The organism is Bradyrhizobium sp. 41S5 (genome assembly GCF_011516665.3).
Lineage (GTDB): Bacteria > Pseudomonadota > Alphaproteobacteria > Rhizobiales > Xanthobacteraceae > Bradyrhizobium > Bradyrhizobium quebecense.
Genome location: NZ_CP083721.1, coordinates 5640046 through 5666582, shown reverse-complemented (window position 1 = coordinate 5666582; position 26537 = coordinate 5640046). Strand labels below are relative to the sequence as shown.

Genomic DNA, 26537 nt, shown 5'->3' with positions numbered 1-26537 from the left:
CGCCATCGCGCGGCGTTGCTGTCCCTGCGGCATCATCTCGATCGGGCACAATGTTCGCAAAACCGAGCCAGGAGCAGATCGTGCTCCTGATCACGATCGCGCTTCTGGTCGTGTTCGGCCTGACCCTGAACGGTTTTGCCAGCGTTTCCAATCTCCTGAATCTGTTGCGCAGTATTTCCATCCTTGGCGTGCTCGGCCTCGGCATGGGGCTGATCGTGATCAGCCGCGGCATCGACCTCTCCGAGGTCGCGATCATGGCGGGTTCCTGGGCGATCGCCCTGATCTACATGCAGAACGGCATGCCTGTTTTCACGGCAGTGCTGCTGGCGCTGGCCATTGCGGTGCTGATCGGCGTCGTCAACGGCGTCATGGTCGCCTTCGTGGAGGCGCCGGCGCTGTTCGTGACGCTGGCCGCCGGCTTCGTGATCTATGGTCTCGCCTTCTGGATCGCGCCGGCCTGGGTGGTCTACGCGCCGAAGGATGCGCCGGGCCTGATGTATCTCGGCGCCGGGCGGCTGTTCGGCATCCCGGTTCCGATCCTGGTGTTCGCGGTCTGCGCGATCGCGATGCACCTGTTCCTGTCGCGCACCTCGATCGGCCGATTCATCTATTCGCAGGGCGACAATCCGGAGGCCGCGCGGCTGACCGGCATTCCGCTGCGTCCACTGATCGTGCTGGAGCACGTCTTGGTTGCGCTGCTCGCCTGGATTGCGGGCCTGGTCTGGGTCGGCACCACGGGCAGCATGCAGATGGCGATCACGCAAGGGACAATGATCTTCGACGTCGTGCTGGTCGTCGTGATCGGCGGCATCAGCCTGATCGGCGGCCGCGGCAGCGTGTTCAGCGTCGTGGTCGGCTGCGTCCTGATCGGCACGCTGCTCAACGCCTTCACCATCATGGACGTCAACAGCGAGGTGCAGAACATCATCAAGGGCGTGGTGCTGCTGGCCGCGATCGTGCTCGACAACTGGCTGCATCCCCGCGACGAGGAGACCGCGCGGCAAGGAGACTGAAACAAGGCGACTGAGCGCGCCGCGCCAATCAAAAAGAAATCCAATCAATCAAAAGAATTTTGTGTGGAGGAGACGATGAAGACGACCAAGTTCTGGACGATCCTGCTCGCCGGAGTGACGCTCGCCGGGATGCCGTTCGCGGCATCGGCACAGGAGGAAGGTACCAAGGCCGGGCGCGAGCTGCGCACCGCCTACGACAAGTCGCTGCAGGGCAAGACCATCGCCTATCTGCCGATCGCGCTCGGCGTGCCGCTGTCCGACGAATGGGGCCGCGTGGTGCAGGAAGAGGCCGAGTGGCGCGGCATGAAATACATCGTGCGCGATCCCAACAACAATCCATCCGCCATGCAGCAGGCGCTGACCGCGCTGGTCGACCAGAAGCCCGACGTCCTGATCGTGCAGAATCCGAGCGTGACGCTCTTGATGAAGGACCTGAAGCGCGCCGAAAGCCAGGGCACGCATGTGATCCAGGTCAATATGGCCTCGAACTACAAGTCCGGTGCCTTTGTCGGCGTCGACTGGCGCGAGATCGGCAGGATGCTCGCGAACGAAGCCGTCAAGGCCTGCGGCACCGGCTCCGGCAAATCCGGCAAGGTGCAGATCGTGCAGGGCGAATTGACCGCAGCCGCCAGCGTCGACCAGGTCGGTGCCATCATGGAGGTCCTGAACAAGGATCCCAACATCAAGGTGGTGTCGAACCAGGCGGCGAACTGGGATGCCAACACTGCGCTCAACATCACCGCCACCGTGATCCAGCAGCATCCCGATCTCTGCGCCTCGATCGGCTTCTGGGGCATCATGGAGTCGGGCGCCGCGCAGGCGATCCGCAATGCCGGCAAGATCGACGACGTGAAGGTGTTCGCCTCGGGCGAGGGCTCGCAGCTCGATTGCGACCAGGTCACTTCCGGGAACTTCAGCAAGTTCCTCAGCTACAAGGCGACCGAGCAGGGCCACGACCTGATGTTCGCAGCCGAGACGCTGCTGATGTCCGGCGACAAGCCCGGCACGAAAAACCTGTCCTATTACACGCGGCCGATCTGGATCGATAAGTCGAACGCCTCGCTCGGCGGCACCTGCTTCGCGCTACCCAAGAAAAACTAACAAGGCGCGAGACAGCCGGCGCGGGGGGCATTCCCGCGCCGGCTGTATCACGGGTCAGAATCCGGAAACGTTGAAACCGGATCAGGGAGTGCTTTGGCGATGTCGATGGCAGTTGATTCCTTTGCCGCATCGGTGCGGCGGTTTTCACCCCGGCTCCTGCTGTCGGAGCTGTTGCTGAAACAGTGGTTCGAGCCGGTTGTTCCCTTCACCGTGATGATCGGGCTGTGGGCGTATTTCGCGCTCACCATTCCCGACTACGCCTCGGTGCAGAACTCGGTCTCGCTGCTGCGGCTGTTCGCCGAATTCGGCTTCGTTGCGCTCGCGATGGGCTTCTGCCTCGTCACCGGTGGCATCGACCTTTCGGTCGGCGCGATCTTCGCGCTGTGCAATTTCGCGGCGCTGTACTTCCTGCTGGTGCGCGAATGGCCGGTCGGCCTTGCGGTGCCGGCGACGCTCCTCGTCGGCGCGCTGCTCGGGAGCATCAACGGCTTTTTGATCGGCTTCCTGAAGACGCGGCCGTTCCTGACCACGCTGGTGACGCTGATCATCCTGCGTGCCTCGGTCAATCTGCTCAACACCAGCTATGCGCAGGTGTTCGCGACCAACTCGGTCGAGAGCGACGCCTGGGATTTCATCGGCGGCGGCAGCGTGCTCGGCATCCCCGTCAATGCCGCGACGCTGTTCGTGGTGCTTTTGATCTGCCACATCTTCCTGTCGCGTTCGCGCTATGGCTGGCATCTCACCGCGATCGGCGCCAGCCGCAAGGCGGCGCGTCATGCCGGCATCCGCGTCCGGTTGATGCTGTTCATGACCTACGTGCTGTCGGGCACGCTGTGCGCGGCGAGCGGTATCTTCTATGCGGCACGGCAGGCCTCGACGGATTCCACCACCGGCGTGGGGTGGGAATTCCAGGCGCTGACCGCCGTGGTGCTCGGCGGCGTGTCGCTGGCCGGCGGCAAGGGCACAGTGTGGCGGGCGATGATCGGCGCGTTGATCATCTTCCTTTTGATCAACGGCCTCGTGCGCATGGGTATCCCGGGCTACGTCACCTCGGCGGTGACCGGCATGATCCTGCTCGCCGCCGTCGGCATCGACGTCAAATGGTCGAAGAACCGCGGCAAGGCGATCCAGAAGATCTATGTCAATCCGGCCTTCGTGCCGCTCGCGTCCGCGCCCGCGGTGCAGCCCGGCGCGTCCTCGCCCTATGCGCAGAACGACCGGCTGATCAACGCGCAGGCGATCGGCGTCGACCAGGTCGAGGGGCCCGAGGACGTCATCCTCGATCGCCAGGGCCGGCTGTACGGCTCGACCCGCGACGGCAATGTGATCCGCTTCTCCGGGCCGGACTTCAAGACCCGCGAGGTGTTCGCCCATATCGGCGGCCGGCCGCTCGGCATGCAGTTCGATCGCGACGAGAACCTGATCGTCGCGGTCGCCGGCATGGGCGTCTACGGCGTCGCGCCCGACGGCCGCATTTTCAAGGTCACCGACGAGACCAACCGCACCTGGTACAAGCTGAACGACGACAGCCGCCTGCGCATGGCCGACGATCTCGACATCGCGCCCGACGGCAAGATCTATTTCAGCGACTGCACCACGCGCTACGAGATGACCACCAACACCCTCGACATCCTCGAGGGCCGGCCGAACGGCCGCGTGGTCTGCTACGATCCGGCGACCAAGACCACGCGCACGGTGATCAACCACTTCTATTTCCCGAACGGGATCTGCGTCTCCCATGACGGCAAGTCGATCCTGATCGCGTCGACCTCGCTGTGCAAGGTGTTTCGCCACTGGATCGAGGGGCCGAACAAGGGCAAGACCGAAGTGCTGATGGACGAGTTGCCGGGCAACCCCGACAACATCAACCGCGCCTCCGACGGTACCTACTGGCTGGCGCTGGTCGGGATCCGCACGCCGACCTTCGACCTTGCTGCGCGAAAGCCCGGTTTCCGCCTGCGCATGGTCAAGCAGGTGCCGACCGACGAGTGGCTGGCGCCCGCGCTCAACCATGGCTGCGTGCTGAAGTTCAACGAGCAGGGCGAGGCACTGGAATCGTGGTGGGATCCGACCGGCATCTCGCACTCGACGCTGACCTCGATGCGCGAGCATCAGGGCTATCTCTATCTCGGCGGGCTCGAGAACAACCGGATCGGCCGCATCAGGCTCGACGGCGTCGACGACAACTGGACCGGTTACGATGCCTATTGGGGCGCCAAAAGCAGGGTGACGACGTAATGGGATTTTTCGATCATCTGCTGCGCGACATCCGCAGCGTCATCGACCGCGACGGCGGCCAGAACGCGATCCCCCCGCTCGACGGTGCGATGAGCCCGAACGACCGGCTCGACACCGCCGTGCCGATCGGCGAGCCGCTGCCGGGCGTCGACGACGTCATCGCCGCCGGTGACGGTGCGGTCTATGTCTCTGCCGGCCGCCAGGTCTTGAAGCTCAACGGAGCGGATTTCTCGGCCCGCACGGTTGTCGCCGAGTTCGATGATGATGCCGGCGGGCTTGCGTTGCATCCGGACGGCCGCCTGCTGGTCTGCGTCGCGGGCAGGGGGCTTGCCGCGATCGATCCTGCGAAGCCCGTGCCGCGCTGGCTGGATGCCGTCGGCGGGAGCGCGCTCACGGGGCTGTTGTCGGTGACGGCGGCGCCCGATGGCCGCATCTATGCGGTCGAAGGCAGCATCGGCCGCCGCCCGAGCGAGTGGCGGCACGATCTGATGGAGAAGCGCGCCAATGGCCGCCTGATCGGTTGCGGCACCGGCCTCGACAATCCGCAGGTTCTGCTGCGCGACCTGCCATATCCTTATGGCGTGATGGTCTCCGCCGACGGCAGCAACCTGTGGCTCACCGAGAGCTGGGCGCACCGCCTCAGCCGGTTCGCGCTCGCTGCGGGCGGACTTGGCCCGCGCGAGACCGTCGCCACCAACATGCCGGGCTATCCGGCGCGGCTGCGTCCGGATGGTCATGGCGGGCTGCTGCTCGGCGTGTTCGCGCGCCGCACGCATCTGATCGAGTTCGTGCTCAAGGAAGACGACTTCCGCGAGGAGATGATGGCGTCGATGCCGCCTGATTACTGGGTGGCGCCGGCACTGGTCGGCGGCAGCGATTGCCTGGAGCCGATGCAGATCGGCAGCGTCAAGGCGCTCGGCATCCAGAAGCCATGGGCGCCGCCGCGCTCCTACGGCCTGCTCGTGCATCTCGATGCCGAAGGCGAGGCCAGCGACAGCCTGCACAGCCGCGCCGGCGGCCGCTTCCACGGCATCACCGCGGCCTGCGCGACGCCCTCCGGCATCGTGATCGCGGCGCGCGGCGCCGGACGGCTGCTACGCTACACGGGAGAGCTGCGATGAATGACGGTGTGACGCAGTCCGTGACCCCGACCCAGTCCGCAACCCGCGAGCCGGTGCTGCAGATCAGCAACGGCTCCAAGATCTATGGCGGTGTCCACGCCATCGAGGACGTCAATTTCGATCTCTATCCCGGCGAGGTGCATGCGCTGGTCGGCGAGAACGGCGCCGGCAAGTCGACGCTGTGCAAGGCGATCGCCGGCGCGATCAATCTCACCTCCGGCGACTATCTGCTCGACGGCAAGCCCGCCAATTTCGAGCAGCCGCGCGACGCGCTCGATGCCGGTATCTGCATGGTCTATCAGGAGACCAGCCTGGTGCCGACCATGACCGCCGCGCAGAACATCGAGCTCGGCAATGAAAAGCTGCTGACGCGCTTCCGCACCCTGAACATCCAGGCCCAGCAGCTGTTGCAGTCGCTCAATTTCCACGTCGATCCGGCAACGCCGGTGGCGCTGCTCGGCACCGCCAAGAAGCAGATGGTGGAGATCGCGCGCGCGATCTACAACAAGGCCCGTATCATCATCTTCGACGAGCCGACCGCATCGCTGACGCCGGAAGAGATCGTCCACTTCTTCCACCTGGTGCGCGACCTGCGTGCCCGCGGCGTCTCGATCATCTACATCTCGCATGCGCTGGAGGAATCGCTGCAGATCGCCGACCGCATCACGGTGCTGCGCGACGGCAAGCTCGTGATCACGGCGCCCGCCAAGCAGCTCACCCGCGATGCGCTGGTGCAGCACATGGTCGGGCGCGAGGTGGCGCAGGCGGTCTATGGCGGCAAAGCGAAGACCCATCAGCGCCGCGAGAAGGTGCTGACGGTCGAGAACGTCACCATGGGCATGGCGGTCAAGAACATGTCGTTCTCGGTCTATGCCGGCGAGGTGGTCGGCATCGCCGGCCTGATCGGCTCCGGCCGCACCGAGATTGCCAAGATCGTCTACGGCGCGTTGAAGCGCAACCTGGTCAATGGCGGCACCATCCGGCTGCGCGGCAAGCCGATCCGCTATCGCGTGCCACGGCAGGCGATCAATGACGGCATCGCCTACATCACCGAGGACCGCAAGGCCAACGGCTTCTTCGAGACCATGGTGGTCGACGACAACGTCTATATCGGCAGCCTCGCCACAAGGAAGGGCTGGAGCTTCCTGCTGTCGCGCGCCAGGCGCAGCAAGCTCGCCAATTATTGGGTCGAGCGACTCAAGATCAGCGCGCTGCAGCGAAAGGCCAGGATCATCGAGCTGTCCGGCGGCAACCAGCAGAAGGTGGTGCTGGCCAAGACCCTGGTGCAGGAGCCGTCGATCATCTTCTTCGACGAGCCGACGCGCGGCGTCGACGTCGGCACCATCCCGCACATCCACGGCGAAATCCGCCGTCTCGCCGACGAGGGCAAGGCGGTGGTGGTGATCTCGTCCTATCTGCCGGAGATCCTCGCCGTCTCCGACCGCATCCTGGTCGCCCGCACCGGCCGCATCGTCGCCGAGTTCGACGCGGCCGACGCGACGCAGGACAAGATCCTGTACGCCGCGGTGCATTAAGGGCGCGCGGCGCGCCACAAACTCAGTGTCGTCCCTGCGGAAGCAGGGACCCATAGCCACCAATTGCTGTTGGTTACGGCGCTGGGGCCGCAGCCCATTTCAACAACGCGATCCTGTGGTTATGAGTCCCTGCTTTCGCAGGGACGACAGCTATGGGTCGGTCCACGCCGCCCTTGACAATTATTTTAAGTATAAAATATTATCCCTCATCGCCTCCCTGGGGAAAACGACCCCGGCCGAGGCCAACGGGAGAACGCCATGCGCATCGTTTGCATTGGAGGCGGGCCGGCCGGGCTCTACTTCGGCATCCTGATGAAGATGCTGGATCCCGCGCACCGGATCTCCGTGGTCGAGCGCAACCGGCCCTACGACACGTTCGGCTTCGGCGTGGTGTTCTCCGATGCGACCATGGACAACATGCGCAAATGGGACCCGGTCACCGCTGATACGATCGAGCAGGCCTTCAACCATTGGGACGACATCGAGGTCCTGATCAAGGGCCGCCGGATGCGCACCACCGGCCACGGCTTCGTCGGCATCGGCCGCAAGCGGCTGCTCAACATCCTGCAGGCGCGGGCCGAGGAACTCGGCGTCGAATTGATCTTCGAGCGCGAGGTCAATTCCGATATCGAGTTCCCCGACGCCGATCTGATCGTGGCGTGCGACGGCGTCAACTCGAAGGTTCGTGCAAAGTATGCCGAAACCTTCCAGCCCGACATGCTGATGCGGCCGAACCGCTATATCTGGCTTGGCACCAACCGGCCGTTCGATGCCTTCACCTTCGATTTCCGCAAGACCGAGCATGGCTGGTTCCAGTCGCACATCTACAAGTTCGAGGAGGGCGCGGCGACCTTCATCGTCGAGACCACCGAGGAGGCGTATCTCGCCCACGGCCTCGACAAGATGGATCAGGGAGAATCCATTGCGTTCTGCGAGAACGTGTTCGCGGAAATCCTCGAGGGGCATCATCTGGTCTCCAACGCGCGGCATCTGCGCGGCTCGGCCTGGCTGTCGTTTCCGCGGCTGATCTGCGGCAAGTGGACCGCGTTCAACGGCAACAGTCATGTCGTGCTGATGGGCGATGCGGCCCACACCGCGCATTTCGCAATCGGCTCGGGCACCAAGCTCGCGCTGGAAGATGCGATCGAGCTCACCAACCAGTTCAAGATCCACGGCGCAACCAAGGACAGCATTCCCGCCGTGCTGAAGGCTTACGAGGAGCTGCGCCGGGTCGACGTGGCGCGGATCCAGAATGCCGCACGCAACGCGATGGAATGGTTCGAGGTGGTCGGCTCGCGTTATGCCGATACGCTTGAGCCGGAGCAGTTCATGTATTCGCTGTTGACCCGCTCGCAGCGCATCAGCCACGAGAATTTGCGGCTGCGCGACAAGACATGGCTCGAGGGCTATGAGCGCTGGTTCGCCGAGCGCAGCGGCGTGCCGGCGACCAACGAGCGCGTCACGCCGCCGATGCTGACGCCGTTCCAGATCCGCGGCCTGTCGCTGCACAACAGGATCATCGTCTCGCCGATGGCGATGTATTCGGCGGAGGAGGGCGTGCCCAACGACTTCCACCTGGTGCATATCGGCTCCCGCGCGCTCGGCGGCGCCGGCCTGCTGTTCACCGAAATGACCTGCGTCTCGCCGGAAGCGCGGATCACGCCCGGCTGCTGCGGCCTGTGGAACGACGCGCAGGCGGTGGCCTACAAGCGGATCGTCGAGTTCGTGCACCGCAATTCGCAAGCCCGGATCGGCATCCAGCTCGGCCATGCCGGACGCAAGGGCTCGACGCGGGTTGCCTGGGAAGGCATGGACGAGCCGCTGCCGGACCACAACTGGCCGCTGGTGTCGGCCTCACCGGTGCCTTATCTGCCCGACGGCCAGATCCCGGAGCCGATGAGCCGCGCCGAGATGGATGAGGTGTGCGACCAGTTCGTTGCCGCCGCCAGGCGCGCCGCCGCCGCGGGCTTCGATATTCTGGAGCTGCACTGCGCCCACGGCTATCTGCTATCGAGCTTCCTCTCGCCGCTGACCAATCGCCGCAGCGACGCCTATGGCGGATCGATCGAGAACCGCGCGCGTTATCCGCTGGAGGTGTTCCGCGCCATCCGCGCGGTGTGGCCGGATGACAAGCCGATGTCGGTCCGCCTGTCCTGTCACGACTGGGCCGAGGGCGGCAACACGCCTGAGGATGCGCTGGCCTTCGCAAAGCTGTTCAAGGCGGCCGGTGCCGACCTGATCGATTGCTCCTCGGGCCAGGTCTGGGCCGACGATCAGCCGATCTATGGCCGGCTCTACCAGACGCCGTTCGCCGACAAGATCCGCAACGAAGTCGGCATCGCCACCATCGCGGTCGGGGCGATCTCGGAGGCCGATCACGCCAACTCGATCATCGCCGCCGGCCGCGCCGATCTCTGCGCCATCGCGCGGCCGCATCTCGCCGATCCCGCATGGACGCTGCATGAGGCCGCGAAGATCGGCGTCAAACAGATCGCCTGGCCGAAGCAGTATCTGTCGGGCAAGTCGCAATACGAGGCGAATCTCGAACGGTTAACCGCGGGAGTGAAGGCATGACACGGTTCTGGCCCAACGCCCATGCGGTGGTCACGGGTGCCGGTTCCGGCATCGGGGCCGCGACGGCAATCGCGCTCGCAAGAGCCGGCGTGCGCGTCAGCATCGCCGGACGTCGGATCGATGCGCTGAAGGCGACGGCGGCGATGCTCGATAAGCACGCGGGCGCTGTTGTCGCGATGGATGTGACCGATGAAGCTGCCGTGACCAAGGGGGTCGCGCAGATCGAGGCCGAGGCGGGGCCGATCGATATCCTCGTCAACAATGCCGGCAAGGCCGCCAGCGCGCCGTTCGACAAGACGAGCTCGGGGCTATGGGCGGACATGCTGGCGAGCAACCTCTCCAGCGTGTTCCTGGTGACGCATGCGGTACTGCCTGCCATGGCGCACCGCGGTCGCGGGCGGGTGATCAACGTTGCCTCGACCGCCGGTCTCACCGGATACGCTTACGTCTCGGCCTATGTCGCCGCCAAGCACGGTGTCATCGGCCTGACGCGCTCGCTGGCGCTGGAATACGCGCGGCGCGGCATCACTGTGAATGCGGTCTGCCCGGGCTACACCGATACGCCGCTGGTGGCGGATGCGGCCGCCAACATCGTCGCCAAGACCGGCCGCAGCGAGCAGGAGGCGCGGGCTGCGCTCGCCAAGGTCAATCCGATGCAGCGGCTGGTCACGCCGGAGGAGGTCGCCGACACCATCCTCTGGCTCGCTTCCGAAGGCGCATCGTCAATCAACGGACAAGCCGTCGCAGTCGCCGGCGGCGAAGTCTTTACCGGGTGAAGGAAGAAACCATGTCCGAGATGAAAGCAAAGCTCCGGCCGTTCAAGGATTATCCCGCAAAGCACTTCCGCTGGTCGACGGATGCGAGCGGCCGTGTCGCGACCATCACCCTGAACCGGCCGGACAAGAAGAACCCGCTGACCTTCGAGTCCTATGAGGAGCTGCGCGATCTCTTCACCAATCTCAAATACGCTTCCGATGTCCGCGCCATCGTGCTGACCGGCGCCGACGGCAATTTCTGCTCCGGCGGCGACGTGTTCGAGATCATCGAGCCGCTGACGCGGATGGCGATGCCGGACCTGCTCGCCTTCACCCGGATGACCGGTGAGGTGGTGCGGGCGATGCGCAAATGTCCGCAGATCATCGTCGCTGCGATCGACGGCATCTGCGCCGGGGCCGGCGCGATGCTGGCGCTGGCCTCCGACCTGCGGCTGGCGACGCGGCAAGCCAAGACGGCGTTCCTGTTCACCCGCGTTGGCCTCGCCGGCGCCGACATGGGCGCATGCGGGCTGCTGCCGCGCGTGATCGGGCAGGGCCATGCCGCCGATCTGCTCTACACCGGACGCGCGATGAGTGCCGACGAAGGTTTTGCGTGGGGCTTTCACAACCGCCTGGTGGCGCCGGCGGAGCTCACCGCCGCCGCGCAGGAGCTCGCGCGCTCGCTTGCGGATGGGCCGTGGTTCGCGCATGGCGTGACCAAGACGATGTTCAACCAGGAATGGGCGATGGGTGTCGACGAGATGATCGAGTCCGAAGCGCAGGCGCAGGCGATCTGCATGGTGACGGGCGATTTCCGCCGCGCCTTCGAGGCCTTCGCCGCCAAGCAGAAACCAGCCTTCGAGGGCAATTGAGATGATCGAGATCCTACAACCGGAAGGATGGGCGAAGCCGATCGGTTACGCCAACGGCATGGCCGCGCGCGGCAAACAGATCTTCATCGCGGGCCAGATCGGCTGGAACGGGCAATGCGTGTTCGAGAGCGACGATCTCGTGGCGCAGATCGGCCAGACCCTGCGCAACATCGTCGCGATCGCCGCCGCCGGCGGGGCCGGTCCCGAGCACATCGTGTCGATGACCTGGTTCCTGCTCGACCGCAAGGAATATTCCGCGCGGCTGAAGGAGATCGGCGGGGTCTATCGCGACGTGATCGGCCGGCGGTTTCCGCCGATGACCGCGATTCAGGTTGCGGGCCTGATCGAGGACCGTGCCAAGGTGGAAATCCAGGCGATCGCGATGGTGCCGGATTAATGGAGGCGCGCGCCTATCAGTCCCGTCACCCTGAGGTGCTCGCGGAGCGAGCCTCGAAGGGTGAACGGTCCGGTTGGTGCCCGTCGACCCTTCGAGACGCGCGTTCCGCGCTCCTCAGGGTGACGGTGATGGATAGAAATGCGCTGTGAGAGTGTTAATCCTAAGCCCAATCGTCGCAGGTCGGTCCAGGCCCCGGCCGACAAACCCGCTTGCGGCCGGACAAGGTGGCGTGCGACCTTAGGCGAAAGCGTAAAAGCGTCCTGTTGTGAGTGGAGTAAGGGACGATGAAGGCGATTATCGTCGGAGGCGGAATCGGAGGCCTCACCACTGCGCTGATGCTGCGTTCGCGCGGCATCAGTTGCGAGCTGTACGAGCAGTCCGAGACGATCCGCGAGCTCGGCGTCGGCATCAACACATTGCCGCATGCGATCCGCGAGCTGGCGGGGCTTGGCCTGCTCGACAGGCTCGACGAGGTCGCGATCCGCACTTATGAGCTGTTCTATCTGACGCGGCACGGCCAGCAGGTCTGGCACGAGAAGCGCGGGCTCGATGCCGGCCACGACGTGCCGCAATTCTCTGTTCATCGCGGCCGCCTGCAGGGCGTGATCCATCAGGCAGTGATCGATCGGCTTGGCGCGGATGCGATCCGCACCGGTTGCCGGCTCGGCTCCTTCACGCAGGACGAAGGCGGCGTCTCGGCCTATTTCTTCGATCGCAGCGGCAGCCATGTCCGCACCGCGCGTGGCGACATCCTAATCGGCGCCGACGGCATCCACTCCAAGGTGCGCGAGATGTTGTTTCCGGATGAGGGCGGTCCCTGCTGGAACGGGCTGATGCTGTGGCGCGGCGCCACCGATTGGCCGGCCTTCCTGACCGGCCGCTCGATGATCATCGCCGGCGGGTTGAACGCCAAGGCCGTGATCTATCCGATCGCGCCGGGCTCGAGCCCGGCGAGCCGCCTCACCAATTGGGCGGTGCTGGTCCGGATCGGCGACGGCTCCTCGACGCCGCCGCGCCGCGAGGGCTGGTCCAATCTCGGCCGGCGCGACGAGATGATGCCCTATGTCACTGGTTTCACGATTCCGCAGGTCGACTTCGCCGGCCTGATCAATGCGACGCCGGAGTTCTGGGAGTATCCGTGCTGCGACCGCGATCCGCTGCCTTATTGGTCGTGCGGCCGCGTCACGCTGCTCGGCGACGCCGCGCACCCGATGTATCCGGTCGGCTCGAACGGCGCGTCGCAGGCCATCCTCGATGCGCGCTGCCTCGCCGACATGCTGGCGCGAGCAGAGCATCCGCGCCAGGCGTTGGCCGGCTACGAGCGGCAACGGCTGCCGATGACCGCCGACATCGTCGCCTCCAATCGCCGCGGAGGGCCCGAGGGCGTGATCGACGCGGTCGAGCAACTCGCGCCACAGGGTTTTACCGACGTCGACACCATCCTCAACTATGAGGCGCGCGAGGCGATCGTGCGTGGCTATGCCGCCAGGGCCGGCTTCGCCGCCCGCGTGGTGGCGCGGCAGTAGGAGGCAACGTCCCGATCCGTCGATCCGCCACCCCCGCGCAACGGCTTCGCCGTTGTCGCTGGAGGAGGCCGCAGCGTGGCCGTCTCGAAGGGTCGACGGCCACGAGCCGGGCCGTGCATCCTTCGGGACGCGCTACGCGCTCCTCAGGTGACGGAGAGAAGCCGGCGCGTATGTCACGCCGGAGGCGGCGGCAGGAAGTGGATGTTGTGCTCGGCGGCGAGCCGCACCACGTCGTCCGGGTTCTGCTCTTTCATGTTGTGGATCGCCCAGAACAGGTCGTACAGCCTGCGCGTCGGCGACACCCAGAACAGCGTCTTGGCCGACTGCTGCGACTTGTTGAAGATGCCGTGCGGCTTGCCCGCCGGCAAGCGCACCAGATCGCCTGGCGTGGCTGATTCATCGGCGCCGTCGAGCATGAAGTCGAGCTTGCCCTCGAGGATGTAGAGATACTCGTCCTGGTCGGGGTGGATGTGCGGCGGAACGAAGGTGCCCGGCGGGAAGGTGGCGTGCCAGGAGAACGAATGCTCGGTACGGCTCTTCGGCACGTAGGTCTGGCCGAGGATGCTCCAGGAAATGCCCTGGATGCCCTCATTGGCCCGGGTGATGCCGGCGATCTCGTCTTTCATCGTCATGTTTGCTCCATGTCTCCATTTGACGCGTCTTCTTCACTTCGCTTGAAAACGCTTTGGGCGATCTACTTGGCCGCGCAGTCCTTGGCGTAGCGATCGCCATAATTCGAAAAGACCTTTTCGACGATCTCGGTCTGGAATTTACCGTCCGGCCGCTTCGCGACCTTCGTGAGGTAGAAATCCTGGATCGGATAGCCGTTGTTGTTGAACTTGAAGTTACCGCGTAGCGAGGTGAAGTCGGCCTTTCTCAGCGCCGCGGCGACCGCGTCCTTGTTGGAGAGGTCGCCCTTCACCGCCTTGACCGCGCTGTCGATCAACAGCGCTGCGTCATAGGCCTGCATGGCGTAAGTGCCGGGCACGCCCTTGTAGGCCGCCTCATAGGCTGCGACGAACTTCTTGCTCTGGGGATTGTCAAGGTTCGGCGCCCAGTTCGCACCGCCGAACATGCCGACGGCGGCGTCCTGCTGCGCGGGCAGGGTGGATTCGTCGACGGTGAAGGCGGAGAGCACCGGCACGGTTGCGCCGGCCTGCTTGTACTGCTTCACGAGGTTCACGCCCATGCCGCCCGGCATGAAGGTGAACAGCGCGTCCGGCTTCAGCGAGGCGATCTTGGAGAGCTCGGGTTGGAAATCCAGCGTGTTCAGCGGTGTGTAGGACTCCTCGACGATCTCGCCCTTGTAGTCGAGCTTGAAGCCGGCGACGGAGTCGCGGCCGGCCTGATAGTTCGGCACCAGCAAATAGACGCGCTTGTAGCCGCGGTCCTGTGCCACCTTGCCGAGGACCTCGTGCACCTGGTCGTTCTGGTACGACGTCACGTAGAAGAACGGGTTGCACTCCTTGCCGGCGTAGCTGGAGGGACCTGCATTCGGGCTGATCAGGAAGGTCTTGCTCTCGGTGACCGGGCGGTGGATCGCCTGCAGGATGTTGGAGAAGATCGGACCGACCACGAAATCGACCTTGTCGCGCTCGAGCAGGCCGCGCACCTTGACCACCGCACCGTCGGGCTTCAGCTCGTCATCGGCATTGACGATCTCGACCTCGCGGCCGGCCATCTTGCCGCCGAGGTCCTTGACCGCGAGCGCAAAGCCGTCGCGGACCTGCTGGCCAAGCGCCGCGGCCGGGCCGGAGGTCGTCACCAGCACGCCGATCTTGATCTTCTCCTGCGCGGTCGCCGGGGTCACCGCGATACCGAGTAGCGCCGCCAGTCCCACGAGCTTCGTCAATTGCTTCATATCTCTCCCCCAACCACCGGCTTGCTGCCGTTGTCTCAGCCTCAATTGGCCTCAATTTGTTTGACCTCAGCTTAGTCTGACGCGCGCGACCGCTGCAAGCGATGTGGCATTGCGTCAGGGCGATCGCCGCGCACCTTCCAGGTGTTGCACATGCAAGCGCCGCGCCAATTGCTTGAAGTTTAAAGAAATAGCAGGATGGGCCGGACGTGTCGGGCAGGATTCGCAATTGTCCTTGCGGGGCGGCGCGAATTGCTTGAAGCTCAAAGCAGTTGGTCCGACCGAAACCCGCCGCGGAGGCACGATCGCCGCATGATCCTCGATTCCGAAACCAAAGCCGTCGAACTGCCCGACGATCATGGCACCGAGCTCAGGCTGTGGCTGCGTCTCTTGACCTGCACCACGCTGATCGAAGGCGAGGTGCGCAGCCGGCTGCGTGAGAAGTTCGACGTCACGCTGCCGCGCTTCGACCTGATGGCCCAGCTCGACAAGGTGGCCGACGGCATGACGCTGTCGGACCTGTCGAAGCGAATGATGGTCTCCAACGGCAACGTCACCGGGCTGGTCGAGCGCCTGGTCGATTCCGGCCATCTCGATCGCCGCACCTCGGAGACGGACCGCCGCGTGCAGTTCATCCGGCTGACCAAGCTCGGCCGCGCCGAGTTCCGCAAGATGGCGGCCGAGCACGAGAAATGGATCGCCGATATCTTCGGCGACCTGTCGCCGAAGGATATCCGCGAACTGATGCGGCTGCTCGCCAAGGCCAAGGGCTCGGCCCAGCGCTCGGCGAGGGCGAGGACCGCGTAGCGCCGTGGCCGACATCGATTACGAGGTCGAATACAACAACCGGGCGCGGGTGCCGGAAAATCCGGCGCTGATGGCCGGCTGGGCGAGGGACTCGGCGGCCTATCGTGAGCAGCACCCGCCACGGCGACTGACCTATGGACCTGGAAGCCGCAACGTCATCGATCTCTTTGAGGGCGATCGCGACGGGCCGCTCGTGGTCTTCATCCACGGCGGCTACTGGCAGGCGCTCGATGGCTCGTCATCGAGCCACTGCGCGCGGGGCCTCAATGGCCACGGCATCAGCGTCGCGGTGCCGAGTTACGACCTCTGCCCCAACGTCACAGTCGCCGACATCATCGGCGAGATGCGCGCGGCGTCACGCGAACTGGCGAAGCTCGGCCGGTCGCTGGTCATGTCGGGACACTCCGCAGGCGGGCATCTTGCCGCCTGCATGCTTGCGACCGATTGGCCGGCCTACGATGCGTCGCTGCCGGCTAGTCTGGTCAGGGCTGCTTACGCGATCTCCGGCCTGTTCGAGCTCGAACCGCTGGTCGGCACCTCCATCAACAAGGCGCTTGGTCTTGACCGCGACGCAGCAAGGGCAGTGAGCCCGCTGCTCTGGAAAGCGCCCGCAGGCGCGACGCTCGATGCGGTAGTCGGTGGCGACGAGAGCGCCGAATATCACCGGCAGAGCCGGACCATCGCCGATGTCTGGGGCAAAGCGGGCGTAGCAACGCGGTTCGGCACTGTGCCCAATGCCAATCATTTCACCGCGATCGCACCGCTCGCCGACCCGGGCTCGGCGATGGTCGCGCGGCTGAAGCAGCTTACGCAGATCTGAGGTTTGCAGGACCGCGCCATTTCCGCGCGATATCCACTCTTGCGCCAAATTATTTTAAGTATAAAATGATTGGCGATCGGGACGCTGCCGGGCGTCCTCGATGTTAGTCTTCGATATTTGGTCTTGGCCTTTCTGGATGGAAAGCGAGGGGCAATCGAATGTCAGGTGAATTTCCCGGGCTCGGCCCATCCGGGCATGTCGACGATTTCGCGCGGCGCAACCTGCCGCGATCAGAGCAATGGCCGCAGCTGCTGCTCGATCGGCCCGAATTCAGCTATCCCGATTATCTCAACGCCGCGGTCGAACTGACCGACCGCCTCGTCGAGCAGGGCATGGGCGATCGCATCGCGCTGATCGGCAACGGCCGCCAGCGCACTTACAAGGAATTGACCGACTGGTCGAACCGCCTGGCGCATGCGCTGGTGGAGAATTACGGCGTCAAGCCCGGCAATCGCGTCCTGATCCGCTCGGGCAACAACCCGGCGCTGGTCGCGGCCTGGCTCGCGGCGACCAAGGCCGGTGCTGTCGTCGTCAACACGATGCCGATGCTGCGCGCCGGCGAACTGGCCAAGATCGTCGACAAGGCCGAGATCTCGCTGGCGCTGACCGACAGCCGCATCGCGGACGAGCTGGTGGCCTGCGCCAAGACCAGCAAATTCCTCGAGCAGGTCGTCAATTTCGACGGCACGCAAAATCACGATGCCGAGCTCGACCGGATCGCGCTGAACAAGCCGGTCAAGTTCGATGCGGTGAAGACCGGCCGCGACGACGTCGCGCTGCTCGGCTTCACGTCGGGCACCACGGGCGAACCGAAGGCGACGATGCATTTCCACCGCGATCTTCTGATCGTGGCGGACGGCTATGCCAGGGAAGTGCTAAAGGTGACGCCGGACGATGTGTTCGTCGGCTCGCCGCCGCTCGCATTTACGTTTGGCCTTGGCGGGCTCGCGATCTTCCCGCTGCGCTTCGGCGCCACCGCGACACTGCTGGAGAACGCGGCCCCGAGCGAGATGATCCGGATCATCGAGACCTACAAGGCGACGATCTGCTTCACGGCGCCGACCGCCTATCGGGCGATGATGGCGGCGATGGACAAGGGCGCCGACCTGTCGTCGCTGCGACTCGCGGTCTCGGCCGGCGAGACGCTGCCGGCGCCGGTGTTCGAGAGCTGGACGAAGAAGACCGGCAAGCCGATCCTCGACGGCATCGGCAGCACGGAGCTGTTGCACATCTTCATCACCAACCGCGCCGGGAGCGCCGTCGCTGGCACGACGGGCACCCCTGTTACCGGCTACCAGGCCAGGATCGTCGACGACGACATGAACGAGCTGCCGCCGGGCCAGGTCGGCAAGCTGGCGGTTCGCGGCCCGACCGGCTGCCGCTATCTCGCCGACTCCAGGCAGACCAAATATGTCCGCGATGGCTGGAACATCACCGGCGATGCCTTCGTCAGCGACGAAAACGGCCGGCTGTCATTCGTGGCGCGGGCCGATGACATGATCATCTCGGCGGGCTACAACATCGCTGGTCCCGAGGTCGAGGCGGCGCTGCTCGGGCATCCCGACGTCGCGGAATGTGCCGTGATCGGTGCGCCCGACGAGGAGCGGGGACAGATCGTCTCGGCTTTCATCGTCCTGAAACAGGGCGCGCGCAGCGACGATGTCGAGGTCAAGGTGTTGCAGGATCACGTCAAGGCGACGATCGCGCCGTACAAATATCCCCGCGCGATCGCCTTTGTCGAAGCGTTGCCGAAGACCCAGACCGGAAAGATCCAGCGCTTCAAGCTGCGCGAGGCGAGCTGAGAGGGGACGACGGCCGCTGGCCGTCGCCCCGGGGATCAACGAGCGGTCAATGCGCCGCGCCACCGCCGGCGGCGTTCTTCGGCTTGCCGGTCAACACGATCGCGATCCCGGCAAGCACCAGCACCACGCCGATCACCGCGAAGGCGTCACTGAAGCCGAGCACCAGCGCCTGGCGCTTCACGATATTGCCGATCGCCACGATAGCCTGGCTGTGTGCGGTTGCGGGGTCCGAGATGCCGTGGCTGAGGAAGTAGTTGGTGACCTCGGCGATCCGGGCACGTACCTCCTCGCGGCCCAGATGCACGGACTGGCCGATGATGTTGGAGTGGAATTGCTCGCGCTTGGTGACGATGGTGGCGAGCAATGCCGTGCCGATCGCGCCGCCGAGGTTACGCATCATGTTGGAGATGCCGGAGGCCGCCGGCGCATCCTGCGGCGCAACGCTGCCGAGGCTGACGGCCGACAGCGGTGCCAGCATGATCGCCTGGCCGACCGCACGGACGATATTCGGGACGAAGAACTGGTCGCCGGAGTAATCGAGCGACATCTGTATGTTCATGAAGGATGACACCGCGAACAGGATCATGCCGGTGAAGGCGATGAAGCGCGCGTCGAAGCGCTGCATCAGCTTCGGCACCAGCGGGATCAGGATCAGCTGCGGCAGGCCGGTCCAGGCCAGCACCTGGCCGATCTGCTCGGCATTGTAGCGCTGCACCTGGCCGAGATAGGCGGGCAGCAGGTAAACGGAGCCGAACAGCGCGAACCCGACGAACACCGCCGAGATGGTGCCAAAGCCGAAGCTGCGCTGAGTCAAGAGCCGCAGCCGGAGCAGCGGCTTCTCGACCACGAGCTCGATCCAGACGAACAGGGTCAGGCTGACGGCTGCGATCACCGCGAGCTTGACGATGAAGGGCGAGCCGAACCAGTCGTCCTTGTTGCCTTCCTCGAGCACCGCCTGCAGCGAGGCGAGGCCGATCGCCATCGTGGCGATGCCGAGCCAGTCGCCCTCGCGCAGCAGGTGCAGCTGCAACGGCTGGCGTTCCAGCGTGAATGAAAGCGTGATGACCATCACCGCAGTCGGAATCACGTTGACGAAGAAGATGGTCTGCCAGCCGTAATTCTCGGTCAGGTAGCCGCCGATGGTCGGGCCGATCGCCGGGGCAAACGTCACGGCGAGCGCGAACATCGCGAGGCCGATCGGCTGCTGCACCTTCGGCAGCTTGGTGAAAACCAGCGTGAAGGCCATCGGGATCAACACGCCGCCGAAGAAGCCTTGCAGCCCACGCATCGCGATCATCGAGGGCAAATCGTGGGTGAAGGCACAGGCGACCGAGAAGATCGCAAACAGGGTGGCGAAGCCAATGATGATCTTGCGGAACGAGAACACCCGGCTGAGAAAGTCGGTCAGCGGAATGACCACGATCTCGCCGATCAGATAGGACGTCGAGATCCAGGAGCCGTTGTCGACCCCGGTTCCGATGCCGCCCTCGATGTTGAGCAGAGAGGCGTTGGTGATCTGGATGTTGAGGATCGCCATGAAGGCGCCGATCATCGCGGCGACGATGGAAATCCAGACGGCCATGCTGGCGTGGTTGGGATCGACCGCTGCCGCGCGGGGCGCAGCAGCCGGGGAGGAGAGCGCGAGGTCGGACATGACATCACCTATTTGAAAGAGGCGACAGCGAGCTTGGGCGAGGCGCTGGAGCGCGGCGTTTCCTCGGCAGGATGCGACAGCGTCGCGATGGAGGGGATCACCGACATGCCCGGCCGCAGGTCGACATTGGTTGCGTCGAGCACGATCTTCACCGGGATGCGCTGCACCACCTTGGTGAAGTTGCCGGTGGCGTTGTCCGGCGGCAGCAGCGCGAACTCCTGACCGCTCGCCGGCGCAAGGCTGTCGACATGACCGCGTACGACCTGACCGGGAAACATGTCGACCTCGATCTCGACCGGCTGGCCCTTGCGGACATTGGTGAGCTGAGTCTCCTTGTAGTTCGCGATCACGTAGGCGCCGGTGGCCGGCACCAGCGACATCAGCTGCGTGCCGGCCTGGACGTACTGGCCGGTACGCAGCGTGCGGTTGCCCACGACGCCGTCGATCGGGGCGATGATGGTGGTGTAGCCCAGGTTCAACTCGGCCTGATTCTGGAGCGCGGTCGCCCGTCCCGACGCGGCAACCGCCTGGGCGATCTCGGCCTTGAGCAGTTCCACCTGGCGCTCTGCGGAGGCGAGGTTTGCGGTGTCGCGGGCGATGGCGGCCTGCGCGCTGGCATAGCGCGACTGCGCCTGCTGCGCGTTCTGCACACTGCCGTAGCCGGTGCCCGCGAGGTCGGTGTAGCGCTTGTTCTCCTGCTCGGCGAATGTCTGCGTCGCGGTGTCCACCGCAAGCGTCGCGCGCGCCGCCTCGATCACCGAGTGCTGCACGTCGAGCTGGGCGCGTTTGCTGGTGATCGCGGCTTCGGCGGCAGCGACGTCAGCCTTCGACTGATCAAGCGCGACCTTGAAATCGCGCTCGTCGATCCGCGCCAGGATCTGGCCGGCGTGCACACGCTCGTTGTCGCCCACCAGCACCGCGCTGAGATAGCCGGACACCTTCGGTGCGATCGTGGTGTTGTCGGCCTTCACATAAGCGTCGTCGGTCGAGACCTGAAAGCGGCCGACCGTCCAGTAATCCCAGCCATACCAGGCGCCACCCGCAAGCAGGGCGAGTGCTGCGCCGGTCATGAGCAGGCGGCGAAGCTTGCCCTTCGCGGCGGGCTTGGCCGCCTCCGGATTTGCGATCAACTGCTTGGCGGTCTCGGCCGGAACCTGGCTCTCGGCCTTGAATGACGTCTCGTGCTGGCTCATGGCAGGCGCTCCTGATCGTTCTATCCCGCTGGGAAACCGTAGGAATCTTGATTTCGACGGCCCAGGATAATTAGGAAACTTGATGTTTTCCAAAATAGAGCCCATATTGGGACTGTCAATAGAATGACAGTCATCATCTAAAAGCATGGCTCGCGGATGAACCGGAATGACAAAGACCAGACAGAGCAGACCGCGTCGGCGCCGGAACGGCGCGGCCGTGGGCGGCCACAGCTTCGTTCCGACGACGAGACGCGCGCGCTGATCTATGAGGCCGCGCGGCGCGAATTCTCGGAGCGCGGCTTCGCCGCGGCCAGCATCGCCGACGTCGCCTGCCGCGCCGGCGTCTCCACCAAGACGCTCTATCGTTTGATCCCGACCAAGCTGGCGCTGTTCGAAGGCATGGTGACCGATCGGGTGGAGCGGTTCGTGTCCATCGTGAATCTCGGCGCCTGCGATGGCCGCAATGTTGCGGCGGCCCTGGAGGCCGCGCTGCTGACCTGTGCCGAACTTATTCTCGATGCCGAGGTCATCGCGCTGCAGCGGATCATCCTGGCCGAGAGCGACAAATTCCCTGACATAGCCGAGACGTTCTACGAAAAGGCCATGCAGCGCTCGATCGCCGCGCTGGCGAATTGGCTGGGCGTCCAGCAGCGGCGAGGGCGGATCGTGCTCGACGACACCGAAGCCGCAGCAGGCATGCTGCTCGGCATGCTGGTGTTCAAGCCGCAGCGCGACGTCATGTTCGGGCACAAGCCAGTGCCGACGCGCAGCGAGATCGAAGCGCGCGCCAAGGCTTGCGCCGCGCTGTTCCTGTCCGGATGCGCCGTGCCGGCCGACCGGGCCAACAAGCAGAGCGGAGGCGTGTAATGGCCGGGCCGGCCGCGACCTATACTGTCGACGCGCAGATCTCGCGCGATGACCAGGCCAGATGCGAGGATGTGCTGATGCGCTGGATGGCCGCGCTCAATCGCCATGACGCGTCCGCCATGGATGCGTTGATGCACTTCCCGCACGTGCGGATCGCCGGTGGCACGGTTACCGTCTATCAGCAGAGCGGCAACAATCCGATGGATCTGTTCGAGCGGCTGCGCAAGCAGGACGGCTGGCATCACAGCGCCTGGAACGAGACCAAGCTCGTGCAGTCCTCGCCGGCCAAGGCGCACTACGCCGTCCGCTATACGCGCTACCGCGAGGACGGATCGGTCATCGGGGTCTACGATTCCCTCTATGTGCTGAGCCTGCTCGGCGGCGCCTGGAAAATGCAGAGCCGGTCGAGCTTTGGTCCCTGATGTCGCCGCGCTATTTGGCCGCCACCGCCGATGCGGGAGGCTGGGCCAGCACCTGCCGGATCATCCGGGCGAGGTCGGATTTGCGGTAGGGCTTGGGCAGCAGCGTGACGTCGGGGTCGAGACGGCCGTGATGAATGATCGCGTCCTCGGTATAGCCCGAGGTGAACAGCACGCGCACCGAGGGCAGCCTGGCTATCACGGCATCGGCCACTTGCCGGCCGTTCATGCCGCCGGACATGATGACATCGGTGAACAGCACGTCGCAGACGAATCCGTTGTCGACGGCGGCCAGCGCTTCCGGGCCGTTGGCGGTGACCATGGTGCGGTAGCCAAGCTGCTCGAGCTGGGCGGCGACGTAATTGCGGACCAGCGGATCATCCTCGACGACCAGGATGGATTCGTGACCGCCGCGCGTGTCGACCGGAGGAGGCGGCTCGACGTCGACGACGTCACCCATGCTGCGCGGCAGATAGAGCTTGATCGACGTGCCGTGGCCTTCTTCGGAATAGATCTTGAGATGCCCGTCGGACTGCTTGATGAAACCGTACACCATGCTGAGCCCGAGGCCGGTGCCCTTGCCGGTGTCCTTGGTGGTGAAGAACGGCTCGAACACCTTTTCGCGGATCCCCTCCGGGATTCCGCCGCCGGTGTCGCTGACCGCGACCATCACATATTCACCTGCCCGCACATCCAGGTTGGTGGCGGCATAGGTCTCGTCGAGGATGACGTTGCTGGTCTCCAGCATCAGCTTGCCGCCATCCGGCATCGCATCGCGGGCATTGAGGGCGAGATTGAGCAGCGCGGTCGACATGTGGTTGGGGTCGATGAACGCCGGCCAGGCGTCGGGTTCGAGCGCGGTTTCGATTTCGATCTGCTCGCCGAGCGACGGGCGCAGCAGTCGCGCGGTGTCCTGCACCAGCGTGTTGAGATTGGCTTCTCGCGGTTGCAGCGGCTGCTGCCGCGAGAAGGCCAGCAGGTGCTTGGTCACCTCGGCACCGCGAAACGCGGCGTCGCTGATCATCTTGGTGACGGATGACAGCGCGGCATCGTGTTCGACGGCCTCGGCAAGGATGTCGATCAGGCCGGTGATGACGGTCAGGATATTGTTGAAGTCGTGCGCGATGCCGCCGGTGAGGTGCCCGACGGCTTCCATCTTCTGCACCTGGCGCAGCTTCTGCTCGGCTTCGAGCTGCTCCCGCGCGGCCTCGACCTCGCGGGCACGCGTGAAGATTTCCGCTTCCATCTGCTCGGTGCGCTCGCGCAGCCGGTCCGCCAGCTGGTCTTGCTCGGCCCCGCGCTGCTTCAGCTGAACGAAGCCGGTGACGTCTTCGACCCGATGCATGATGTAGGTGAACTGACCATTCAGTCCGAACACCGGCGTGTTGCGCGGGCTCCAGTAGCGCTCTTCGAATCCGCCGCCCTCCGACTCGGGCTTGCGGATATCGTATTTCTGCACCGGCATGGTATCGGGGCGGCGGAACTGGACCACGCGTTCCAGCGAGGCGCGCAGGTTGCGCACGCCGTCGGCGGCCGGATCTTCCGGATTATCGGGAAATACGTCGAACAGCCCGCGCCCAAGGATCGCGGCGCGCTCGGTCTTGGTGGCGCGCAGATAGGCGTCACTTACTGCCACGATGCGGAAGTCAGGCTGCGTCAGTACCAGATAGAGGCCGGGCGCCGCCTCGAATAACGCCTTGAAGTCAGGCATCGGCGGGGACTGGTTCTGCAGTTCATCCTCCCTCGCAGGGATACGGTCCGCGCGCGACCGCAATTAACGTTTGGCACGCGTTCGCGGGAACTTCAATGCTTAACATACGGCGTTAACTCGATTTTTTCGATCGAACGGGTGTTGCAACGTCGCGGCGCTAGCGGGAATTCGGCAGATAGCGCCAGCCCTCCTTGCCCAGGAAGTCCAGCATCGCCTGCGCGGGCGGCAGCAGGATCTTGTCGGTGCGCCTGATTGCGTGCCACTGCCGGACGATCGGCAGGCCCTTCACCTTGAGCACCACCAGCCGGCCATCCTCCAGTTCATGGAACACGGTGTGCTGGGAAATGAAGGCGATGCCGAGTCCGGCCATGACCGCCTGCTTGATGGTCTCATTGCTGTCCATCGCCATGCCGAGCTTCGGCTCCAGTCCGACCCGCTCGAAGTATTGCTGCATCAGCATCCGCGTGCCCGATCCCTGCTCGCGGGTGATGAAGGTTTCATTGGCGAGCTCCGATGTCGCGACGTGCCGCCGTCGCGCCAGCCGATGATCGGGTGCGGCGATGATGAAGTGCGGATGCCGGCCGAGCGGCTTCATCTCGACCTCGACATCGGCCGGCGGCCGGCCCATCACCGCGATGTCGAGATCGTAGCCGCGCAGCGCGTCGCGGATTTCCTCGCGGTTGCCGATCCTGAGCGTCACCTCGATCTTGGGAAAGCGCCGCGAGAATGCCGCGATCGCGAACGGCACGAAGTATTTCGCGGTCGAGACCGCGCCCATCGCGACGCGGCCGCCGCTGCGGCCTGCGATCATGTCGAGCGACTGCTCGCAGTCCTTCAGCGCCGCCTCGATCCGCTCGATGAGCGCCAGCACATGCGCGCCGGCATCCGTCAGCGCCATGCCGTCGCCGGTGCGCTGGATCAGCGGCAATCCCGCGAGTGCCTGCAGGTTGCGGAGCTGCAGCGTCACCGCCGGCTGCGTCAGGTTCAGCTGGTTGGCTGCCGACGTGATCGAGCCGGCTCCGTGCACCGCCGACAGCGCGCGCAGCTGGCGGATGGTGAGGTCCCGCGAGAAGTTTCCGGCCATCACAAGCTCCATAAGAAAAACTTTGCCCAGACCAAAGATAATGAAATTTCCCTAATTGGGCAATTCGCGCGTTGATACGGCCAAGGCGACTCCCCTGAGGTCGCCTCTCGACACCTCGGGACAGAGGGCGCGATCAAGGGAGAGGCCGGTGGAGATTCGTCCTGTATTGCATGCCCATCTGGAGTGGCCGACGCAGCACGATCCGCTGCGCGCCGCGACCGTTGCGGTGATCGAAGCCCTTGCCGGCGCCGCGATCGAGCTCTCGCGCATCATCGCCGCCGGACCGCTCGCCGGCATCGGCGGCGAGAGCGGCGGCATCAATCCCGACGGCGATCGCCAGAAGACCATCGACATCGTCGCCGACGGCCTGATGCGCGACGCGTTGCGCGCCGCGCCGGTCGCCGCTGTGCTGTCGGAGGAGGTCGAGCTGCCGGAGACGCTCGATCCCGATGCGCCGCTCTGTGTCGCGATCGATCCGCTCGACGGATCGGGCAATCTCGAGAACAACATCTCGATCGGCACGATCTTCTCGATCCGGCCGAAGGGCAACGACATCCTCTCGACCTTCTTCGAGCCCGGCACGGCGCAATGTGCCGCAGGCTGCTTCATCTACGGTCCGCAGACCGTGCTGGTACTGGCGCTCGACAAGTGCGTCGACTGTTTCACGCTGGACCCGCGAGCCGGCGAGTTCGTCCTGACTGCGCGTGAGCTGCGGGTGCCGCAGGACGCGTCGGAGTTCGCCATCAATGCCTCGAACCGGCGGCACTGGAGCGGCCCGGTGCGCAACTACATCGACGAGTGCCTTGCCGGCGTGAACGGCGAGCGCGGCCAGGACTTCAACATGCGCTGGATCGGCTCGCTGGTGGCCGAGGCCTACCGCATCCTGATGCGCGGCGGCGTGTTCCTGTATCCTGCGGATGCGCGCCAGGGCTACCGCGAAGGCCGGCTGCGCCTGCTGTATGAGGCGCATCCCATCGCGCTGATCATGGAATGGGCAGGCGGCGCCGCGTCCAGTGGCCGGTCGCGCATTCTCGAACTCTCGGCACGCACGCCGCATCAGCGCGTGCCGCTGATCATGGGATCGGCGCGCGCCGTGCGCGACGTCGATGCGATCCACCTGACCGTCGAGCCATTGTTCGAGAGCAGCGATGCCCCGCTGTTCGCGCGGCGCGGCCTGTTCCGCTGAGGGG

Annotated in this window: 22 protein-coding genes; 16 read left to right on the top strand and 6 right to left on the bottom strand. The window is 65.0% G+C overall.

Going from position 1 to position 26537, the window contains the following annotated elements; genetic code table 11:
* The first annotated feature begins 50 nt into the window (after nucleotides 1-50).
* The 10 genes from HAP47_RS27510 to HAP47_RS27465 all read left to right on the top strand — a co-directional run bounded on the left by HAP47_RS27510 (nucleotide 51) and on the right by HAP47_RS27465 (nucleotide 13132).
* A complete protein-coding gene (locus HAP47_RS27510; protein ID WP_173641906.1) occupies nucleotides 51-1013 on the top strand; it encodes an ABC transporter permease in 963 nt (320 codons plus the stop codon).
* Between the two features lie 75 nt (nucleotides 1014-1088).
* Entirely contained in the window at nucleotides 1089-2114 is a 1026-nt protein-coding gene (locus HAP47_RS27505) for a sugar ABC transporter substrate-binding protein (protein ID WP_173641907.1), read from the top strand.
* A 99-nt stretch (nucleotides 2115-2213) separates the two neighbouring features.
* Nucleotides 2214-4352 (top strand): ABC transporter permease, encoded by a 2139-nt coding sequence (locus tag HAP47_RS27500; protein WP_173641908.1) that lies wholly within the window; start codon nucleotides 2214-2216, stop codon nucleotides 4350-4352.
* Nucleotides 4352-5473: an SMP-30/gluconolactonase/LRE family protein gene (locus HAP47_RS27495; protein ID WP_173641909.1), complete on the top strand. Its 1122-nt coding sequence runs from the start codon at nucleotides 4352-4354 to the stop codon at nucleotides 5471-5473. The genes HAP47_RS27500 and HAP47_RS27495 overlap by 1 nt, the downstream gene beginning before the upstream one ends.
* Nucleotides 5470-7008: a sugar ABC transporter ATP-binding protein gene (locus HAP47_RS27490; protein WP_173641910.1), complete on the top strand. Its 1539-nt coding sequence runs from the start codon at nucleotides 5470-5472 to the stop codon at nucleotides 7006-7008. The genes HAP47_RS27495 and HAP47_RS27490 overlap by 4 nt, the downstream gene beginning before the upstream one ends.
* Before the next feature lie 258 nt (nucleotides 7009-7266).
* Nucleotides 7267-9582: a bifunctional salicylyl-CoA 5-hydroxylase/oxidoreductase gene (locus HAP47_RS27485; RefSeq protein ID WP_173641911.1), complete on the top strand. Its 2316-nt coding sequence runs from the start codon at nucleotides 7267-7269 to the stop codon at nucleotides 9580-9582.
* Nucleotides 9579-10358, top strand: a complete 780-nt coding sequence (locus HAP47_RS27480) for an SDR family NAD(P)-dependent oxidoreductase (RefSeq protein WP_173641912.1) — start codon at nucleotides 9579-9581, stop codon at nucleotides 10356-10358. Before HAP47_RS27485 ends, HAP47_RS27480 begins: the two co-directional genes overlap by 4 nt.
* Nucleotides 10359-10369: 11 nt before the next feature.
* Complete coding sequence (locus HAP47_RS27475) at nucleotides 10370-11209, top strand: enoyl-CoA hydratase family protein (RefSeq protein WP_173641913.1); 840 nt, start codon at nucleotides 10370-10372, stop codon at nucleotides 11207-11209.
* Between the two features lies 1 nt (nucleotide 11210).
* Nucleotides 11211-11606, top strand: a complete 396-nt coding sequence (locus HAP47_RS27470) for a RidA family protein (protein ID WP_173641914.1) — start codon at nucleotides 11211-11213, stop codon at nucleotides 11604-11606.
* Nucleotides 11607-11890: 284 nt separating this feature from the next.
* A complete protein-coding gene (locus tag HAP47_RS27465; RefSeq protein WP_173641915.1) occupies nucleotides 11891-13132 on the top strand; it encodes a flavin-dependent oxidoreductase in 1242 nt (413 codons plus the stop codon).
* A 173-nt stretch (nucleotides 13133-13305) separates the two neighbouring features.
* Here the strand turns inward: HAP47_RS27465 and HAP47_RS27460 are convergent, their stop codons facing one another.
* Both HAP47_RS27460 and HAP47_RS27455 read right to left on the bottom strand, forming a co-directional pair.
* Nucleotides 13306-13758: a cupin domain-containing protein gene (locus HAP47_RS27460; protein ID WP_173643089.1), complete on the bottom strand. Its 453-nt coding sequence runs from the start codon at nucleotides 13756-13758 to the stop codon at nucleotides 13306-13308.
* Between the two features lie 68 nt (nucleotides 13759-13826).
* On the bottom strand, nucleotides 13827-14993 hold the full coding sequence (locus HAP47_RS27455) for an ABC transporter substrate-binding protein (RefSeq protein ID WP_173641916.1): 1167 nt from the start codon (nucleotides 14991-14993) through the stop codon (nucleotides 13827-13829).
* Nucleotides 14994-15302: 309 nt separating this feature from the next.
* On the opposite strand from HAP47_RS27455, the gene HAP47_RS27450 reads away from it, so the two are divergent.
* From HAP47_RS27450 to HAP47_RS27440, 3 genes are all read left to right on the top strand, one after another.
* Nucleotides 15303-15797, top strand: a complete 495-nt coding sequence (locus HAP47_RS27450; RefSeq protein WP_173641917.1) for a MarR family winged helix-turn-helix transcriptional regulator — start codon at nucleotides 15303-15305, stop codon at nucleotides 15795-15797.
* A 4-nt stretch (nucleotides 15798-15801) separates the two neighbouring features.
* Complete coding sequence (locus tag HAP47_RS27445) at nucleotides 15802-16617, top strand: alpha/beta hydrolase (protein ID WP_173641918.1); 816 nt, start codon at nucleotides 15802-15804, stop codon at nucleotides 16615-16617.
* 158 nt (nucleotides 16618-16775) lie between these two features.
* A complete protein-coding gene (locus HAP47_RS27440) occupies nucleotides 16776-18419 on the top strand; it encodes a benzoate-CoA ligase family protein (protein WP_173641919.1) in 1644 nt (547 codons plus the stop codon).
* 46 nt (nucleotides 18420-18465) lie between these two features.
* Here the strand turns inward: HAP47_RS27440 and HAP47_RS27435 are convergent, their stop codons facing one another.
* Together HAP47_RS27435 and HAP47_RS27430 are read right to left on the bottom strand one after the other, a co-directional pair.
* The gene (locus tag HAP47_RS27435) at nucleotides 18466-20073 is read right to left on the bottom strand and encodes a DHA2 family efflux MFS transporter permease subunit (protein WP_371821665.1); all 1608 of its coding nucleotides are present in this window, start codon (nucleotides 20071-20073) and stop codon (nucleotides 18466-18468) included.
* An 8-nt stretch (nucleotides 20074-20081) separates the two neighbouring features.
* Nucleotides 20082-21266, bottom strand: a complete 1185-nt coding sequence (locus tag HAP47_RS27430; RefSeq protein ID WP_173641920.1) for an HlyD family secretion protein — start codon at nucleotides 21264-21266, stop codon at nucleotides 20082-20084.
* A 156-nt stretch (nucleotides 21267-21422) separates the two neighbouring features.
* On the opposite strand from HAP47_RS27430, the gene HAP47_RS27425 reads away from it, so the two are divergent.
* The gene (locus tag HAP47_RS27425; RefSeq protein ID WP_173641921.1) at nucleotides 21423-22133 is read left to right on the top strand and encodes a TetR/AcrR family transcriptional regulator; all 711 of its coding nucleotides are present in this window, start codon (nucleotides 21423-21425) and stop codon (nucleotides 22131-22133) included.
* Nucleotides 22133-22555 (top strand): hypothetical protein, encoded by a 423-nt coding sequence (locus HAP47_RS27420; RefSeq protein WP_173641922.1) that lies wholly within the window; start codon nucleotides 22133-22135, stop codon nucleotides 22553-22555. Before HAP47_RS27425 ends, HAP47_RS27420 begins: the two co-directional genes overlap by 1 nt.
* 10 nt (nucleotides 22556-22565) lie before the next feature.
* On the opposite strand, the gene HAP47_RS27415 is transcribed toward HAP47_RS27420, so the two are convergent.
* Together HAP47_RS27415 and HAP47_RS27410 are read right to left on the bottom strand one after the other, a co-directional pair.
* A complete protein-coding gene (locus tag HAP47_RS27415) occupies nucleotides 22566-24263 on the bottom strand; it encodes an ATP-binding protein (RefSeq protein WP_173641923.1) in 1698 nt (565 codons plus the stop codon).
* Nucleotides 24264-24420: 157 nt separating this feature from the next.
* Nucleotides 24421-25347, bottom strand: a complete 927-nt coding sequence (locus tag HAP47_RS27410; protein ID WP_173641924.1) for a LysR family transcriptional regulator — start codon at nucleotides 25345-25347, stop codon at nucleotides 24421-24423.
* A gap of 166 nt (nucleotides 25348-25513) precedes the next feature.
* On the opposite strand from HAP47_RS27410, the gene HAP47_RS27405 reads away from it, so the two are divergent.
* On the top strand, nucleotides 25514-26533 hold the full coding sequence (locus HAP47_RS27405; protein WP_173643091.1) for a class 1 fructose-bisphosphatase: 1020 nt from the start codon (nucleotides 25514-25516) through the stop codon (nucleotides 26531-26533).
* Nucleotides 26534-26537: the final 4 nt, after the last annotated feature.